Raw genomic sequence first — 17578 nt, forward strand, 5'->3', positions numbered from 1 at the left:
AAGATTATTGCCCAGCCTGTTTTAAAGAGTCACTTAGTTCGAACCATGAAGGAATTCCAGCTGTTAAAATGCAGATATAACCGATATCAGCCAAATCCGCTTCTGTCGCCCCAGCCTGTCTCGCCTTTTCAATCCATACAGCCGCTTCTTCCCCCCTGAGCTCGGTTATATAGTTGCCAACCATACTCAGACATTTCAGCCTTGTAGATACATGACCTTCAGAAAGGAGCTTTTTTTCAATCCTGGCAGGATCATTAGTCTTGATCACATCTAAAGCGCTCTTTACGAAGTTGTTATCTTCCTGTTCTAGCCAATTTATTATGGTGTTCAGAATATCTTCATTTGTCTGTGGCTCCAATGCTGGCTGCTTGACTGGTTTCCCTTTTAGTTCAAAAGCGTATGCAAGTGCCTTAAGCGATACTTTGAGAGCAGCGCCTCCCCGATACAAATAAGAAACGAGAAAATATTCAACGATTTCAGGGATTGTATACCCAAAATCAATAGCACCCTTTGTATGATAGAGCATGCTGCGCGGGTAAAGTCTGGCAGCGTTCATCGCGGCAATGAGTATATCCTTTTCCTTCCTAGAAAGGGCGCCATCCTGCATGATTTCACTGCGGATCCCCGTATAATGCTCTAATACTCCCGGTCCATAATCATGCATTTTCTGCACCCATCCAGGCACTTGATCATAGACTTCTTTAAAATATGCCAAGCCTTTACTCAATTTCCCTTCCACCTTTCACTATGTTATTAGGTTATCATGAGACTATTAATCTTCCATTTTCTTTAAAAACGTTTCAATATAAGTATTGATATCTTCTCGATTTTCAAAGACCATCGTATAATGGTTGCACTCAGACACCACGACTTCCAGATTCTTTGTATGTGCACGCGTTTGTTCATAATCACTTAGATCAAATAGGGGGGGCAACTGTCCGATATTTCCTTTAGCGTACACTAGCAACACCGGACAGTGGATATGTGAACATATTTCCTTCGGGTTGAAGGTATAAAAGCTTTGGAAATCTGCCAGTATTTTTCCTTCATTTGATTTGTTTTCCCAGTGATCATCGACAGGGCCTACCTCATATTCGACTGTTTCCTGAAGCATTTCACTCCACGTGATGCCTAAATTTTGATAAATCCCTTTAATTACAGCCAAATAGTGCTCGCTGGATACGTATTCTTTGCTGAGACGCCCAAGCGAGGGCTGGACAATGGTCCGCTGGTGTTCGGACATGTTAGCGGCGCCATCAAGTAAAATGACTGCTTTAACAGAAGGTAGTTTACTAGCGACAATAGCTGAGATAAACGCTCCCATTGAATGGCCCAACAAAATCGGATTTTCGATTTGAAGTTCCTTGATCAAGGCAATAATGTCTTCAGCATGCTTGAATATCGAAGTTTCTGCATCTGCTTCTGCACTATTGCCTCTCCCCCTTAGATCGACAGAAATGATACGGTAATCTCCTTTAAAGTTCTCCGAATAAAATTGCATATTTTTATGTGTCCCTGTTAATCCATGTATGGCAATGATCGTCCCTTTTGTTCCATAATAGTCAGCGACCTGCATTTCATTCCCATTAACTCTGATCTTATATAGTCCCATTTATTATTACACCCCGCTTTACTTGAATATCTGTTTTTCATGTATGGCTTAAAACAAAGACCATCGGGATACTTCCCGACGGTCCTAGTATATATTTGTTTCATAAAGGACGAAGGACGAAATTTAAGGAAGCTTCTTTATGGTCGCCAACTTGATTCAGCTGAGTTAATAATGAGGAACGAACACCCTTGGCTACATCAGTTTCTAACCATCGATCACCCTCAAAGAACACTTGCGTAATAAGAGTTTCATATCCTTCATGGATAAACATCATATGGATATGCGCCGGGCGGTATGCATGATAGCCTGCAGCGCGTACGAATTCACCTGTTGGCCCATTTGTTGGAATCTGATAAGGAATTGGGACGATAGAACTGACCTCAAAGTCACCATTCTCATCTGTATAGAAATGGCCCCTAAGGTTAAATTCAGGTGCAGGTGAGTCGAAATTCGAATATAATCCATCGTTATCATCTTGCCACCATTCTACTTTCGTGTTGGCCAATGGCTTTCCGTCCAAAGAGGAAACGTTGCCGTGAAAAACCAGTTTATCCCCTGCTTCATCTGAGCGCTGCGGAAGTACGAATGGTTTTTGTTCCAATAGCGGGGACCCCTCAACAAAGTATGGCCCAAGGAGTGATGGCTGTGTTCCAGGGGCATCCTTATACCTGGCTTCAAGTACATGAGTTTCTACAAACACATCTAAAAACAAAGGGATTTCACCGCTACGTCCAAGACGGTCTGCCCATTTCACGAAATTAGAGTATTCTTCGTGATCAATCTGCTGTTCATCCAAAAAGTTTTTCAAATGCTTCACAAAGCTTTCGTACATTTCCAACACACGCTGATTCTTTACTTGAGTTTCTGCCATCATCATTTCCTCCTATTTTTAAATGATTAAAATAGTTGTGAGACTCTACAAATTTATGTAATCGCATATATTTTTATTGAATATATTTGCTTCGCGATCAGAGCCTCAATCTGTAAAATTGTTTGCACAATTTTTTCTAAAGACAGAATGGAGCTGCATTCAGAACCTCTCTCCCAGAAAGGGACGGACAAACGCTATAGCACGCGGAATGATACTTCCTATCAGATGCTTGTAGTTTTCCCTTTCGCTTAATGTTGCAGGGTATATTAAAAACATGTAACACCATTTATTTCGTATTCCTAGAAAATTTTCTTTTATTTAATTAGCAACTCATTCTGTCTCCTTAAATTCCTTATTTTGTATGGTGCAATGAAAATCTATTTATTTAGAAAAATAGCTGATATCATCTGGATTGATCCATGTATCATTTGTCCACCCGTTCAGATCGTAGTCGCTCATGCATTCGTCTACGAATTTCTCAAACTCAGACGCTTGCCCATTCTGATTGGCGACGATAAGGTTTTCCAGACGAATGTTTTCATGGTTTCCTGAATAATTACGTTCATATAGTTCATGTCTGCCGCCGTATTCTGTACCTACTACATCCCAGAGCAGCTTAATAAGCTTGATCTTTTCTACTGACTCAACACCATTTGACCCCCGGTACAGTTTATCGAGTAGAGGCCGCAGCTCCGGATTTTTAAAGTCGCGTGAGCTAGAAGGCTGGACGATTAGACTTCCTGCCACCACGTTTTCAATGATTTCTTTCACCTTTGGCCATCCTTCTGACATAAAGACTCTATATGCTAATCCATAATTTAAATTCGGCAGAACTGTTCCATTTGTTCCCTGGTTAGGGTTAAGTGCCATAGCATCACTTAAAGCCCAAAACATATTTCTCCATGCCAAAACTTCTCCTACGTTAGCCTGTACTCCCCTGAACTGATCTGTGCCATTAACCTTTACAGCTTTTATAAGTAAACCTGACACAAAATCCAGCTTGACAGCAAGCCTTGTCACTCCATGGAATGTAAAACGATTTAGGAAACCAGATTCAGCAAAGAAATTATTAATTTTGTGCACGTCTTTATAGATCAAGATATTTCCCCATGGAATCAAGGCTTCATCAAAGATAAGAACAGCATCATTTTCATCAAACCTGCTGCTTAAAGGGTAATCAAACGGACTGCCCATTACTGCCGCGTTCATTTCATATGAAGCCCGGCTAACAAGCTTTACGCCTGGGGTATCCATGGATGCTATAAAGCAGAGGGCAAATTCCTCTTTTGTGATTGGGGCTGCACCATAGTGGGCGACAAAATTGTAATTTGTCAGAGCCGATCCGGTGGCTACCATCTTTGCACCGCTTACAATTACTCCTTCCTTGGTTTCGCCTACCGCTTTAATAAAAATGTCTGACACGGCTTCCAAAGGTTTATGTCGGTCTACCGGCGGGTTGATGATGGCATGGTTGAAAAACCAATTGTTTTCCTGTGCTTCCTTATACCATCTTCTCGCATTATCTTGATAGGGCGCATAGTAATCTGGATCCGCACCGAGCGTGGCCAGGAATGCGGCTTTGTAATCAGGTGATCTGCCCATTTGCCCGTATGATAGTTTAGCCCATTGGGCGATTGCATCCCGGGATTTTAACAGATCCTCGGTAGTTTTATCTGTTTGGAAGTACTTTTGTGTATATCCTCCATTTCCTGTATCAGTTTGTACAGTTAGAATATCCTTTGTTTTTTCATCATGCAAAGCATCATATAGCCTTGCAATGGAACGAGCGGAATTCCGGAAAGCCGGATGAGTGGTGACGTCTTCAACCTTTTCTCCATGAATCCAGACTTCTCGGCCGTCCCTCAGGCTTTCCAGGTATTCTTGTCCGGTTAATGGCCGTTTTGTCCTTACTATTTGCTCAACTTTCATTCTCAAGCCTCCCCAAAAATAATTTTTAAAGCGCTTTCATTCCCTGTTTTTATTATCTTTTGTTTTTAAATCTTTTTAAACTGTAAAAATATACTGATAAAAGCTGTTCTTTTTTATGTTTTTGCGGTAAATATTGCTCTATTTATTTGATCTGGTTTTCAAGTTATTATCATTCCTTAGTAAGGTTTAACTTACATCCACTACAAATTTCCGCTTACCTTTTACAGGCTGGTCTAATCTTTCTATGAAACCTGAAACAATAATTAAAAAGACCATTAAAGAAGCAATGAAGCCACTTCTTCATGATCTTTGAAAGACCATATAAAGCAAAGCAGGAAAAATACCCAACTCATTTTTTTAATGATTAGAAGGGTATGCTGCAAGCATTGGTCTCATATTAATTATTTGCATGGCAAAGTAAATGCGAATAGCCAACTGGTATTTAAATCTTCCAGTTCCAGTTTTTAAGTCAGCTTGGCATAATGATTCAATCTTTTCTATTCGGTAACGTAAACCTGCAATGGACAGATGCAGGTCGTCTGCAGTTTGCTGAAGATTCCCATTATGGTCCAAATAGGCCTTCAAAGTGATAACTAAATTTCCTTGATTTGTTTCGTCGTATGCCACTAATTTACCGATGGTTTCTCTACAAAAATCAATTAACTCTTCCTGATCGATACCTTTTAGGAACATAATGACGGGCTCCAATTCTTCATAATAAGAAGCTCTGCTGTCAGTGGGATATGCAAGTTGTATAAAATCACAGATGCGGCATGCGTCTTTATAACTCTTTGCTAAATCCTTGAGATTTCTAGCTATGCGTCCGACACTAATATATGTTTTAATATTTTTGAATTCTTCCTGAATGGCTTTCTGGAGTTTCGATGTAAAGGTTTCTATCTCGAACTGTTTTTCTGTCAAAACAAGAACGATATATTGATCTTTTATGAAAGCATCAATTTCTGGATGTAGCAAGCTTATGAATTGAAGGATATCTTTTTTATTGTCAAAAGGATCTTGCTTTAATGCGAGGATGCGGTTAGGTTGCTGGGGATTAAAATCGAATACATGCAGATGTCGTTGAAGTGTGTTTTCATCAATTTTGTTATTCAGTAATTCATCAAAGAAATCCTCCCGTTTCCGCCAAATGGATTGTGTGATTTTCCTCTGGTGATATAATTGAACAGTGCTTACGATAACTGATCTTTTAATTATCATTTTTTCCCTTTTACTAAGCGGTTTATCTCCTATGACAACCATTCTTCCTAGATTCACATCATGAGTCCGAATTGGGAATGTATCTATGTATGTATCCAGTGCTTTATTCGTCCCCTGATTTTTGATCCAAATTTCATACGTTTTCATATCTGAAATGGACTTAAAACAGCTATCCATCTTTTTTGAAAAGAATCTATAACTATACTTTTTTGGACAATATCTGATATCAATCTAACCGTTTCTGAAACATTTTTATCTTCAAGCAGCATATCAGTTAATTCGTTTTGAACCCGCTCGGATTCTATTATGTTATCGTTGAGTTCTCTAACTTCCTTATATGCCCGATCTAATTCTGATATCAATGTTTCAGTCTTGTAATAACGTAAGTCTTGCTTGTGCCTTTCATCCAGGGGATCATAGGTTTTCGCTACAAAGTAGCAATGGGCTTCTCCTTTTCCTTGGCATGATTCTTCATATACAAGCACTTCTTGTCCAAATACACTTGTTAAATAGCCACTGGCATATCCTATAAGAATCCAGCATACAGGATCATTGCTATAACCAAAATGATTAATATGTTCAACCGCTTCAAATGAATTCCTCCATATCCCGGTAAAATGAAGAGCATCTTCATTCAGCTCCAGAATATCAGGTTCAACAGTAACGATTCCCTCAATTGTATGAAGCTGTGGACCTGCCAATAATAGCTCCTTTAGCGAATCCCATTCATACATTTTTTCTAAAGTCTGCCCATCATTGTATCCACATGCCCATCCGTAACGCATGAGAAAACCTTTAGCTCTCTCCATGCTCAGGGTATTAACCAAATCTCTCCTTAAAATGCCCAGTGCCTCTACAGACACCAAGGCCATTCTTCTATCACTGAACTTTATTACACCAGTACGGGGATTAGTATCTATTAAACTTTCAAACTGCAATTTATGGGCTTTCATTTTCTCCCTTCCCCTCACTTTTTCGCAATTTTCAATTCGGTTCACTTAGGCAGAACGTTCGAAAATTTGCCGCAATAGTAGGCAAGCGGACGACCGGATGTATAATTAAATTCATTTACCTTACCCACATATAAAACATGGTCCCCACCATCATACTCGGCCCATGGCTCACATGCCACATAAGCAAGGGTCTCTTTTAACCTGGTACATAGTTTACCTTCTACCAATTGAAAAGTTGGTTCACCAAGGGGACGGCCAGCAAAATGCATTGCGATATCCTCTTGGTCCTCGTTTAAGATGTTTACAGTGAAATTGTTGTTTTGTAAATATTTCAGTGCTTTCGCCTTTCTGTCTATAGAAACTAAAACAAGCGGTGGATCAAGCGAAACAGAAGTAAAAGAATTTGCCGTTATGCCATGTATCCCTTCTTCCGTATCACATGTGACAACAGTTACACCTGTAGCGAAATGTCCCATACAGTTTCTAAATTCTCTTGAATCCATAATAACATCTCCTTTTGCATTTTTGATTACGCTCACATAAATGATAGAAAAATAATCATTTGCCAAGAAACAGCAAAAATGTATGGTTATGTACAAATTTGCCATGTTAATAGTATAAATTGTTATAAAAAATGAGCTGATTCCACCCCCTTTGTTAATGAAGTAGCTGACCAATATACAACTAAATCATAAAATTGTTTACATAACCTTGGAGCAATGTTTTCTGATAGGTATTGATTCTTTATACTTTGTAATCTGTTCTGGCCAGTGTAAATTTCTTGGGACCATACAAAGCGAATAACGAAGAAACCCTTAATCAAAATGGATACCGAAGCGAATCAAACAGGCTGTTTGCTTCCTGCTTTAGGAAATTGCCTGAAGTGATAGGAAATTCCGTATGGCTGGCCGCTTTCATCCACTAAAATTTCAGCTATTTCTATAGAATCGTTGACATGGGCCACAAAAGTACGCTCATCTACGAAAGAAATAGGAATATCACTATTTTGAGAGGATAGGACAGGTTTACCCTCTCTAAATTCAAGCGCTACCTTCATTCCTTCATTGGACTGGTATTCTCCTTGGTACTGCTCGAGCAATACTTGGGAGATTTCGTATTCTTTAAAGGAAATATGGGATGCACCGACCTCTCTTCCTTCGTACGCATTCAGTGCAAGCTGCATGAGCCGTGCAGCCGGTACACCAGCCAGGTTCGTCAAAACTACCCCGGTTACTCCTTTTTCAGGTAAAATACTTAATTGTGATGAAATTGCCTTTAACGCACCTCCATGCTCCACCAGCTTGGTGCCAAAATAATCAGGGGTAATCATTAGGCCATAGCCATAATACCTTCCCGGCTGCACCTGGATATGCGGCTTAGTCATTTCTTTGACGCTCTCTGCAGAAAGGATTCGGTTGCCGTTAACAATGCCGGCATTTCGAAATATCTCTGCATACTTTAACAAGTCTTTTGCAGTGGATTTCAAAAAGCCTGCTGCCCTCATCGACGGCGCATCCCACCAGATTGGCGCTGAAATGATCCGCTTTGTTCCATCACTTGCGTCCTCGGCATAGCAGGTCGTGATATTGTCATAGTCACCATACTCCCCGATTGTAAAGAAGCTGTTTTCCATTCCGCATGGAGCAAGAATATGATCATACACATACTGCTCATAGCTTTGTCCGCTGACTTGTTCCACGATGGCTCCAAGCAAGGCGTACGCATCATTGGAATAGCTGAATTGCGTGCCAGGCGTACCGAGAAGTTCGAACTCCTGATTGGCAATATACTGCATAAGCTCTCCATATGTATCAATTGGTCCATGCCCATCCTGGTCAATTTCAAGACCTGGATAATTTGGGACCGATGGGTCGTTATCCATCGATCTTTTCATGGCATACATGAGAGAAGACATTGGCGGCAGGCCTGACGAGTGTGTCATAAAATGGTGGATGGTTATCTTGTTCAAAGCTTCTTCATCTTTAATTTTAAATTCTGGCAGATACTTGATTACCGGATCATGCACACCCAATTTACCGGCTTCCTGCAGCTGCATAATCGCTACACAGGAAAATGATTTCGTAATCGACGCAATTCCAAACACGGTATCCGGTGTGATAGGAAGTGCCTCTTCGACATCGCGGAATCCAAATCCTTTGTGATACACAGCCTCTCCATCCTGAGCAATCGCAATCGAGGTGCCCGGAATCATGTATTTTTCAGTCAACTCATTCCCAGCCTCTTCGAATGCTTTCATATTTACTTCAGCCTTCATAATTTTCCACACCCCTTTTATGGTTTGGTTGCTTGCCAGAGAGGATTCCTAAGAGGATTGATGATAGAATCCTGTATTGACACTATAAAAGGAAACTATCAAACAGATACTGTAAATGAATTTCCTCTCAATCCCTACATTCGACAACGGCTAAGATTTTCCTAGCAAACTATGGAAACAAATTGAGATTTTCTTAGTCAATATGGAATATATATTGTGCGCAGAAGGGAAATTCAACCGGCTATTCAAATTGAAATAAATCCAAAAAGCCCGCTCTAATGAGAAGGGCTTACTTTCACACTGGAATATATAAAGGGCAGAACATTTACTAGGGTACCAGAAAAACTTAGAAGTACATCCGAATCCCCATATACCCAATACAAACGATCAAGGCACTGAAAAACACTCTTTCCGCCAAACTGCCCGTTTTAATTCCCCCAGGTACTCCGATATTAAGCTTCAATGGCCATAAGAACTTGATGCCTTGTTTTGTCAGCATGTCCAGCACCATATGGCTAAACATTCCGAGCCAGATGCCGAATTCTACGGATACAGGCCATGGCGTTTGTTTAAACAACAGGAAGCTTAAGAATAGAAATACGAGGCTGTGTGTAAAGGATCGATGACCGAATACGGCACTTATGATGTTATCGAGAAATGGAATTTTTCGGCCTATCGACGAGCCTTTATGGTCAATGTCCGGTATTAATGAACCAACTGCTAAACTTCCATAAAAAAGAACCTCCTGGTCAACTGTACCTCCCAGGTTTAAATAAAGGGCACCAGCGGCTACAGCACCAACTATATGTGTTTTCCCTTCCATTGCTCCTCCTTCTGCTGCCTTCACTGTGATCGTATCATCTAATAAGGAGTATTCATCCGGTTCATCCCCCAGAAAAAAACATTGTTTAGATTTACTATCATACTTACTTTAAAAAATCATGAAATAAATAACGTTTCAGGCAATTTTTGATAAATTTCTAAATAAGTATACACATATTTCAGGAATGGAGTAAATCCTTCCTATTTCCTTATATTATTCCTTCACACATTGCCTTTTTTGGGGATTCTTAGATGTTTATTCTGCAATTTGACTGTTTACATCGATTGTATACAAACCCAGCTGATGAACAAACACGTCGTGAATATTCCGCTTTACACCACCTCTCAAGGTAAAAAAAATGAATTTATTTTTTTACAAAAAATGCAGGAACATCTTGCATGAAAGGCGTAAATATATCAATAGAAAACGTTTCCATATAATAGGTTTTCGTCAAGAGAGACAGCAACGAAACGAACACATCTCGTATGGCTGTCTTCGTAAAAAAGCAGCAAGTGAATTGCAGCTACTCCCCGCTTACAAACAGATGAATCGTTTGCCCTCAAATGTTTTTGCCATCGTCATGTAATCAGAAAATCAACTCTGAAACTCACCCGCATAACATATCAATCAGCTATTCATGAAGCATGATTTTGTGATTTGTCATAAATCACATGAATCCCGCCATACAGTGATAGAGGATATAGATATGTCAGGCAAACAATCAATACCGACTAATAAGCCCGGAAAAGTCAGCAAAGATAGCCAATTTTTCAAAAAGGAAGGTGGAAATGCATGGCTAAATTATTTGGAACAGATCCAACATTTTATCCATCCGCGAGAACGGCAATGGAAGCACCAAAAGAAAAGCTTGCTTATATTGCTTTATTAAAGCCTGATGCGATTGGGGTAGTCGATCTTGACTCCGATTCTAAAACTTATGGACAGCTGATCAGCAAAATAGAGCTTCCAGAGGGATTGGAAGATGAGCTTCACCATTTTGGCTGGAATGCCTGCAGCTCAGCACTATGCCCTACCGCCTTCCATCCGCAATTGGAACGAAGGTACCTGATCGTGCCTGGTATCCGTTCATCGAGGGTATATATCATCGATACGAAACCGGATCCCAGAAATCCGAAAATCGTTCGCACAATTGAACCCGAGGAGATTAAACGCAGGACCGGGTACAGCCGTCTTCACACCGTACATTGCGGGCCGGAAGGGATTTTTATAAGCGCCCTTGGTGCAGCTGAAGGAGACGGAGGACCGGGTGGCATCATGCTGCTTGATCACTTTAATTTCAATGTCTTGGGCGCCTGGGAAATGGATCGCGGTTCCCAACATTATGCCTATGATTTTTGGTGGCATATTGCACATGATGTGACAGTCACCAGCGAATGGGCAACGCCTGACCTTTTTGAGAATGGGCTTAACCTGGATGCACTGTTGGAAAGGAAGTACGGCCATAAGCTCCACTTCTTCGACAGCCGAACCCGAAGCCATATTGATGAAATCGATTTTGGGGACCAGCATCAGATGGTTTTGGAGCTCCGCCCTGCCCATGATCCTCGTAAAACCTATGGCTTTGCTAGTGTGGTTATAGATGTAACAAATCTGGCCAGTTCTATCTGGGTTTGGCATCGTGACGAAGGTAAATGGAAGGCAGAAAAGATCATTGAAATACCTGCACAGCCTGCTGATCCCGACAAGCTTCCTCCTGCGCTTAAAGGTGTTGGGGCGGTGCCGCCGCTGGTAACCGATATGGTGCTGTCGCTTGATGACAAGTTTCTATATGTTTCGTGCTGGGGAACAGGTGAAATGCGGCAATATGATGTCAGCGATCCTTTCAACCCGACTCTTGCGGGGGTAGTGAAAATAGGAGGAATCGTTGACCCTGTACCCCATCCGTCTGGCGCGCAAATAACAGGCGGCCCGCAGATGGTTGAATTAAGCAGGGATGGCAGCAGGCTTTATTTTTCCAACTCTCTGTATAGCACCTGGGATGACCAATTTTATCCCGATGGAATTCACGGAGCTATGATAAAAGTAGATGTGAACCCTGAAGGCGGGATAGAAATTGATGAGAAATTCCTGCTTCAGCTTACGGATGTGAGGGCCCACCAAATCAGGCTCGAGGGGGGAGACTCCTCAACGGATACGTTCTGCTATCCATGAGGGGAAATGAGATAAAATGGACTTTTTCCAATTTGAAAACCAAATGATAGTAGCCTCTTTACTCGGTGCCTTTCATGGACTAAATCCAGCGATGGGCTGGTTATTCGCAGTTTTTCTGGCGATGCAGCGAGGAGAAAAACGGGTCCTGTTTTATTCCCTTATTCCGATTGCATTGGGACAGATTTTGGGAGACAGCCTGACCATTGGATTACAGACACTGGCAAGATTTCACTTACCGATAAAAACTGTACACATAACCATTTCCATTCTGATTCTGGCCTATGGATTATATCGCCTTTTCCGTTATTACCGGCATTTCAAGTGGTCGGGCGGATTGAATGTCGGATATGGCCAGCTGGTTTTATGGTCATTTTTAGCCTCTTCCACCCATGGCTCCGGACTTCTGTTCGCACCTTTTATTCTGAACGCCACAAAATTCACGGACATCATTCCATTATGGCTTGTCCATGAACTATCAATGCTTACCGTGATGGCAGCCATTGCCTATATTGTGTACCATATCGGCATTGTCAGCTTCAGAAAATTCATCGTGAACTTTGACCTGGCGTGGGCTGTACTTTTAATCGGTGTGGGCTTGTTCCTGTTCTTTATGAACAGCTCCTCTCCTGGTCATATGCATTCTCATTAAGGGAGAAACTGATATTGTAGGTAATGCCTGAGCCGGTAACACTGCACACTGTAAAACAATGACATTTACGAAACATGTGCTTTGAATGGAATTACCGTTTATAACGTTATAACGGGTACCATATTAATAGAAACCTTTGAGCGAGATTAAACCAAGAAAACGGGAAAGCGGGGATTGATTCCTCGCTTTTTCTTATCGCGATTCAGGTTATTGATTTAATTATGCAGGAAAATTTGGACATCTTTATTTTCGGCTCGGAATTTTCCGAATAATAAGAAGGACATTGTTCCGTTAAAGGGCAGGTTAATTCAATAATCGGAAGGAAAAAGGTAGATAGAAAGGGAACTATTTGATATACCGGATTAAATAAAGGAGAGAAGGCTATGAGTAAATCTTTTATTGAACAAGTACATTATATTAGAATTCCTGTAAAAGATTTAGAACTGTCTGCACAATGGTATAGAGATGTATTAGGGCTCCAGTTACTAAACAATACTGAGGAACTTGCAATTTTAAAAGTAAATCAAGGACCTTTCTTACTTATCTTAGTTCCTACCAAAGATGACACATTTGTACATTTTACAATTGATAATGAACCAGAATTTAGCATTGGCTTTACAAGTCCAGAATTATCTAAATTTCATCAACACTTAATTGATAATCAAGTTAAGGTCGAGGATATAAAAGAAGATAATGGTCATGCCTTTTTCCACTTTTATGACCCAAATGGTAATAAACTTCAAGTACACTGGTAATAAACTCAGACGTTCACATATTTTTCGCCTGAAAAACAACAATACCATTTAACAAGGCCTTATTTTTAAAAGTATCCCATACCCAGTCATTCAGGGCTAATGATTGGGCAACCTATTTTGTACATATTCCCTCTTATCCCTATACAGATGATTATTTAGGCGTTCAAATACAGCAACCATAGCCAGAAGCAAATGTAGGCCATAATAAAAACAAAGATCAACCGACAATCGGCTGATCTTTGTTTATTTGATTGTTACTATATTGAATCGATCCAGCGATAATGAAACGGTCACCATACATGCTGTTTTATCATTCAAGTTATTTTTGAGTGCCTCTTTTTCCTGGAGAGTTCCTTAAACACCGAGGATAAATAAAAAAACCTGGTCCTATTTAGACTGGTTTGTAGTTGTAAAACTTATGTAACCGCCGCTTTTGCCGTAGATCGGTATAAGAAAGTTTTAAACCACCACTCCTCAAAGTGGGTGTTCGCAGAAAACCTTCCCCTGCATGTCCTCCATGTCACTATAGACAGAGGCTTGTCATTGAGGTTTCGATATAAAACTCCCTATTACAGCTTAAAGGTTAAAACTTTATTATCACTACGAACAATGCAGCTTATATGATTATATTACGTTAAATGAGTGTATTTTTCAAAGGGAATTGCTGTTCCAGCTTCCAGTTTGCTCCATCACCCTTCATACCTTCATAAAAAAACAGTTTATAGGATGCGTTTAGTCGGCTTTTACTATAATAAGCAAGTGTTCGATCAATGTTTAAAACATATAATAGAGACCCCTTTTAAGTTACAAAAGGGAAGAGACCGCATAATAGCGACTCTACCCCTTTATGTAGTTTACGGTTTCCATTCGACGCTCTGCAACAGGCGGTGCTTCATTAGAGCTAATACGAAATCAGTATAATAATCATGACGCACAATGACTCTGTATTCATGATTTGGATATACATAGAACAGCACGTCAGTATGTACTCGATTGTCGTCAAAGTGTCTTTCGATCTTTTTTAGTTCTTCCATTAATGTACTTTGTGGCGGGAATTGAATGTTGAACTCCACATCATTTCCATTTTCGATTTCTTTTATATAAAGTTCATCTTCATTGAATCGGTACGTTAACATTGTCTCCCTCTCTCCTATATCAAATATCTAAGGTAAATATAAATACTTGAAAGAACGATGGAAAGGATCATGAGTGGAAATCCGAGTTTCAGATAGTCAATGAACTTGATTGGATACCCTTCCTTGCCTGACAGGCCAGCAACGATCAGGTTTGCGCTGGCACCAATCAGGGTCCCGTTTCCACCTAAACAAGCACCTAATGATAGACTCCACCAAAGGGGTTCTAAATTAGTAACCCCCATATTCCCCATCTCTTGAATCATTGGAATCATAGTTGCTACAAACGGTATATTATCGAGGAATGAAGATGCGATCGCGCTAAGCCATAGAATTAACATCGAAGTCGCAGCAACATCCCCTCCAGTAAGGTCGATGGCCTTGGCAGCCAATTCGGCGATTACTCCTGTTTCGACAAGGCCGGAAACCAGTACGAATAAGCCTACAAAGAAGAAGATGGTGGGCCATTCGACTTTTGCAAGAGCATTCTCCATCATATGTTCCCCTGTTAAAAGAAGCAACAGAAATGCACCGGCCAAAGCCACGGTTGCCGATTCCAAATGCACCAGCTGATGCAGGAAAAAGCCCAGAATGGTAATTCCCAGAACAAATAAACATTTGTTCAACAATTTTTTATCCGTTATAAGTCCGTTTTCATTCATATCCATGATTCCGCGTTTAAGTTCGTCCGTTGTCTTGAGCTGCTTGCGGAATAACCAGATAAATACAGGTACATAAGTCAGCATAATGATGATGACGATTGGAGCCAGATTTTCGATGAACGCCATAAATGTAAGTTCCTCAACCGCGCTTCCAATCATGATATTTGGCGGATCACCTATAAGGGTAGCCGTTCCGCCCACATTTGAAGCGAGGATTTGTGTGAACAAAAAAGGAAACGGATGCACGCGCAGCTGTCGGGTGATGCTAAAAGTAACAGGTACGATAAGAAGTACAGTTGTCACGTTATCCAAAAATGCAGATGCAACTGCCGTGATCAAAGCCAGAGCTATTAAGATTCTGACCGGCTCACCTTTTGACTTCTTGGCTGCCAGCACGGCTACGTATTTGAATAGTCCGGTTTCTGCTGTTATGCTGACGATAATCATCATGCCAATAAGCAGACCCAGAGTATTGAAGTCAATATGGTGCATGGCTGTTTCCTGATCAATAATCCCTAATCCTATCATCAGTACTGCGCCAATCATCGCAACGATTGTACGGTGAATTTTCTCGGCAATAATCAAGCCGTAAATGACAAGAAAGATTCCGATCGCTAAAATTGCTTGCTGTTCCATGGTGCCTCCTTAATTATGTATGTTTTATTTATAACCGAAAACGTTTTGCTTCAACCACCACCCTTTTCAGCCTGAAGAAACCACCTGCAAATGTACAATTAGTCCACTAAAATGCAAAAGGAGCCTTTAGTTGACAGGCTCCACCAAAAACCGCATATATAAGAACTACGGTAAAATTATACTTTGTCTTTTCTAAAAAGTACAGAATATTATAAACAAGATTTCGGATTTTCAAAATTGAAACAATCCTCCAGGAACATTCTGGAGGATTACTTTATATATTTATGCTGCATTCTCAGCCGGTCTTCTTGATTGAAAGAACCACTTCATCATCGGAGGTGTGACAATGGTTGTAGCAAGAATCACAACAACAATCACAGCAAACATATCCTGGCTAAGCAGCTCAGATTCAAGTCCCAATGCCGCGATAATCAGTGCGACTTCTCCCCTCGATACCATGGCAGCACCGATGCCTAAAGAACTGTTCCAGTTAAATCCGGCAAATTTCGCTCCAAGGGAGGCACCTGTCAGCTTGGTCATGATCGCTATAAAGCTTAGTACGGTAATTAACCCTAAATGTTCACCTATGCCTGCAAATTCGGCTGTCACACCAATCGACGTGAAAAATACAGGAACAAAGATGGAATAACTGATCGTCTCGACCTTTTCAAAAACTTCGTGTTTGAAGCCGGTCACACTGATGGCAACTCCTGCAATATAAGCTCCGATTATTGCCGCAACTCCTGTATATTCAGCCAGGTATGCAAATACAAAGCAAATGATGAGTGCGGATGATATTACGGTTTCGGAAACCCTTAATGTTGAAAACTTTTTCAGGAACCAAGGAACGAGCTTCCATCCGACAAGAATGGCTCCAGCAAAGAATAATACTTTCTTGAGGATGACTGTTGTCAAATTGACATCGCCGCCAGCAAAACTCATCAAGAACGCCAAAGCTATAATCACCACAACATCGTCAATGACAGCTGCCCCTAAAATCGTAGTTCCTTCACGAGTTTGTAACTGGTTCATCTCTTTAAGGGCCTGAACAGAGATGCTCACGCTGGTGGCTGAGAGCAATAAACCCAAGAACCAGGATTCGAAAGATGTCAGCCCTAAAACCGTACCTGCCAAAAACCCTAACAAAAGAGGGACGATGATACCGCCTAAACCTACATAAGAAGAAGCTTTCCCGGTTCTCTTAAATTGGTCTATATCCGTTTCCAAGCCGGCTATGAACATAAGCAGGATCACCCCAATCTGACTGAATTCTGCCAAAGTTTCTGTATCATTAACCAGTCCCAGGACAGAAGGACCCAGCACAATTCCTATTAATAATTGTCCCAGTACGGAAGGCTGCCCCAGTCTGACACTCAGGCTTCCCGCAATTTTTGCTGTAACTAAAATAATCGCTAACTGAAGAATTAGCATAATTGATTCCACCTTTCACTTTTACTATTTGTGTCCAGACTCAAATAAATACAAAAAGAGCCTGTCACCAAGGGACATACGTATCCCTTGGTGACAGGCTCCTCCGAGTCTTCGCTATATGTGAATATCTTTTAGTATAGCAAATTCACTAAACTTTTGCACTTACTATTTTCATAACCATAGAAAAATTTTGAACATAACATGAATAAATAATATATCCAGATCAGGATAGAACACTATATCAAAATAAGGAAGTGATTGATAGCTGCGGGCATGACCACTTTCTAAGATTAATAAGAACATACAAGCAGAAGCAATTTCAATAAGATTGAAACTAACACAAGCGTTCTGGATACTGCTTTAGGAAGCTTTTCTTTTCCCTTTCCTTTGTACCAATCACTAAATTGAATGATATTCCAATGTAAAACCAAGGACAGAAACAAAATAGCGGAATACCGA

15 protein-coding genes, 1 other RNA gene and 1 pseudogene are annotated in these 17578 nt (G+C 40.7%); 3 read left to right on the plus strand and 14 right to left on the minus strand.

Annotated features, from left to right (window positions below; translation table 11 throughout):
• Positions 1-4: 4 nt before the first annotated feature.
• The 10 genes and pseudogenes from V1500_RS14320 to V1500_RS14365 form a co-directional block, all read right to left on the minus strand.
• Positions 5-727 (minus strand): carboxymuconolactone decarboxylase family protein, encoded by a 723-nt coding sequence (locus tag V1500_RS14320; protein WP_409300195.1) that lies wholly within the window; start codon positions 725-727, stop codon positions 5-7.
• A 45-nt stretch (positions 728-772) separates the two neighbouring features.
• Positions 773-1612 carry an alpha/beta fold hydrolase gene (locus V1500_RS14325; protein ID WP_409300197.1) on the minus strand — a complete coding sequence of 280 codons (840 nt, stop codon included), beginning with the start codon at positions 1610-1612 and terminating at the stop codon, positions 773-775.
• 100 nt (positions 1613-1712) lie between these two features.
• Complete coding sequence (locus tag V1500_RS14330; RefSeq protein ID WP_409300199.1) at positions 1713-2483, minus strand: dioxygenase; 771 nt, start codon at positions 2481-2483, stop codon at positions 1713-1715.
• Positions 2484-2628: 145 nt separating this feature from the next.
• A pseudogene (locus V1500_RS14335) lies at positions 2629-2759 on the minus strand (flavin reductase family protein); the annotation flags it as partial.
• Between the two features lie 105 nt (positions 2760-2864).
• On the minus strand, positions 2865-4412 hold the full coding sequence (locus V1500_RS14340) for a 4-hydroxyphenylacetate 3-hydroxylase family protein (RefSeq protein ID WP_409300200.1): 1548 nt from the start codon (positions 4410-4412) through the stop codon (positions 2865-2867).
• A gap of 357 nt (positions 4413-4769) precedes the next feature.
• The gene (locus tag V1500_RS14345; protein ID WP_409300202.1) at positions 4770-5777 is read right to left on the minus strand and encodes a PucR family transcriptional regulator; all 1008 of its coding nucleotides are present in this window, start codon (positions 5775-5777) and stop codon (positions 4770-4772) included.
• Positions 5774-6628 (minus strand): XylR N-terminal domain-containing protein, encoded by an 855-nt coding sequence (locus V1500_RS14350; RefSeq protein WP_409300204.1) that lies wholly within the window; start codon positions 6626-6628, stop codon positions 5774-5776. The genes V1500_RS14345 and V1500_RS14350 overlap by 4 nt, the downstream gene beginning before the upstream one ends.
• Entirely contained in the window at positions 6625-7086 is a 462-nt protein-coding gene (locus tag V1500_RS14355) for a flavin reductase family protein (protein WP_409300205.1), read from the minus strand. Before V1500_RS14355 ends, V1500_RS14350 begins: the two co-directional genes overlap by 4 nt.
• Positions 7087-7424: 338 nt before the next feature.
• Positions 7425-8858, minus strand: a complete 1434-nt coding sequence (locus tag V1500_RS14360) for a serine hydrolase domain-containing protein (RefSeq protein ID WP_409300207.1) — start codon at positions 8856-8858, stop codon at positions 7425-7427.
• 346 nt (positions 8859-9204) lie between these two features.
• On the minus strand, positions 9205-9681 hold the full coding sequence (locus V1500_RS14365; RefSeq protein WP_409300208.1) for a metal-dependent hydrolase: 477 nt from the start codon (positions 9679-9681) through the stop codon (positions 9205-9207).
• A gap of 792 nt (positions 9682-10473) precedes the next feature.
• Here V1500_RS14365 and V1500_RS14370 point away from each other — a divergent pair.
• The 3 genes from V1500_RS14370 (at position 10474) to V1500_RS14380 (ending at position 13257) form a co-directional block, all read left to right on the plus strand.
• Positions 10474-11853, plus strand: a complete 1380-nt coding sequence (locus tag V1500_RS14370; RefSeq protein WP_409300210.1) for a selenium-binding protein SBP56-related protein — start codon at positions 10474-10476, stop codon at positions 11851-11853.
• A 16-nt stretch (positions 11854-11869) separates the two neighbouring features.
• Complete coding sequence (locus tag V1500_RS14375) at positions 11870-12502, plus strand: hypothetical protein (protein WP_409300212.1); 633 nt, start codon at positions 11870-11872, stop codon at positions 12500-12502.
• Between the two features lie 383 nt (positions 12503-12885).
• Entirely contained in the window at positions 12886-13257 is a 372-nt protein-coding gene (locus tag V1500_RS14380) for a VOC family protein (protein ID WP_409300213.1), read from the plus strand.
• A 420-nt stretch (positions 13258-13677) separates the two neighbouring features.
• Here V1500_RS14380 and ssrS read toward each other — a convergent pair.
• The 4 genes from ssrS to V1500_RS14400 form a co-directional block, all read right to left on the minus strand.
• Positions 13678-13878: non-coding RNA, 6S RNA (gene ssrS, locus V1500_RS14385), on the minus strand.
• A 233-nt stretch (positions 13879-14111) separates the two neighbouring features.
• The gene (locus V1500_RS14390; RefSeq protein WP_409300214.1) at positions 14112-14393 is read right to left on the minus strand and encodes a hypothetical protein; all 282 of its coding nucleotides are present in this window, start codon (positions 14391-14393) and stop codon (positions 14112-14114) included.
• Between the two features lie 14 nt (positions 14394-14407).
• A complete protein-coding gene (locus V1500_RS14395) occupies positions 14408-15688 on the minus strand; it encodes an SLC13 family permease (RefSeq protein ID WP_409300216.1) in 1281 nt (426 codons plus the stop codon).
• 282 nt (positions 15689-15970) lie between these two features.
• On the minus strand, positions 15971-17119 hold the full coding sequence (locus V1500_RS14400; RefSeq protein ID WP_409300218.1) for a cation:proton antiporter: 1149 nt from the start codon (positions 17117-17119) through the stop codon (positions 15971-15973).
• Between the last annotated feature and the right edge of the window lie 459 nt (positions 17120-17578).

It is taken from the genome of Peribacillus sedimenti, assembly GCF_046237635.1.
Classification (GTDB): Bacteria; Bacillota; Bacilli; order Bacillales; family DSM-1321; genus Peribacillus; species Peribacillus sedimenti.

Excerpts from the sequence above, each read along its gene's own strand:
- V1500_RS14390 (WP_409300214.1), bottom strand. The coding sequence starts at position 14,393 with ATGTTAACGTACCGATTCAATGAAGATGAACTTTATATAAAAGAAATC.
- V1500_RS14375 (WP_409300212.1), top strand. The coding sequence starts at position 11,870 with ATGGACTTTTTCCAATTTGAAAACCAAATGATAGTAGCCTCTTTACTC.
- V1500_RS14355 (WP_409300205.1), bottom strand. The coding sequence starts at position 7,086 with ATGGATTCAAGAGAATTTAGAAACTGTATGGGACATTTCGCTACAGGT.
- V1500_RS14360 (WP_409300207.1), bottom strand. The coding sequence starts at position 8,858 with ATGAAGGCTGAAGTAAATATGAAAGCATTCGAAGAGGCTGGGAATGAG.
- V1500_RS14370 (WP_409300210.1), top strand. The coding sequence starts at position 10,474 with ATGGCTAAATTATTTGGAACAGATCCAACATTTTATCCATCCGCGAGA.
- V1500_RS14345 (WP_409300202.1), bottom strand. The coding sequence starts at position 5,777 with ATGAAAACGTATGAAATTTGGATCAAAAATCAGGGGACGAATAAAGCA.
- V1500_RS14365 (WP_409300208.1), bottom strand. The coding sequence starts at position 9,681 with ATGGAAGGGAAAACACATATAGTTGGTGCTGTAGCCGCTGGTGCCCTT.
- V1500_RS14400 (WP_409300218.1), bottom strand. The coding sequence starts at position 17,119 with ATGCTAATTCTTCAGTTAGCGATTATTTTAGTTACAGCAAAAATTGCG.
- V1500_RS14330 (WP_409300199.1), bottom strand. The coding sequence starts at position 2,483 with ATGGCAGAAACTCAAGTAAAGAATCAGCGTGTGTTGGAAATGTACGAA.
- V1500_RS14380 (WP_409300213.1), top strand. The coding sequence starts at position 12,886 with ATGAGTAAATCTTTTATTGAACAAGTACATTATATTAGAATTCCTGTA.
- V1500_RS14340 (WP_409300200.1), bottom strand. The coding sequence starts at position 4,412 with ATGAAAGTTGAGCAAATAGTAAGGACAAAACGGCCATTAACCGGACAA.
- V1500_RS14395 (WP_409300216.1), bottom strand. The coding sequence starts at position 15,688 with ATGGAACAGCAAGCAATTTTAGCGATCGGAATCTTTCTTGTCATTTAC.
- V1500_RS14325 (WP_409300197.1), bottom strand. The coding sequence starts at position 1,612 with ATGGGACTATATAAGATCAGAGTTAATGGGAATGAAATGCAGGTCGCT.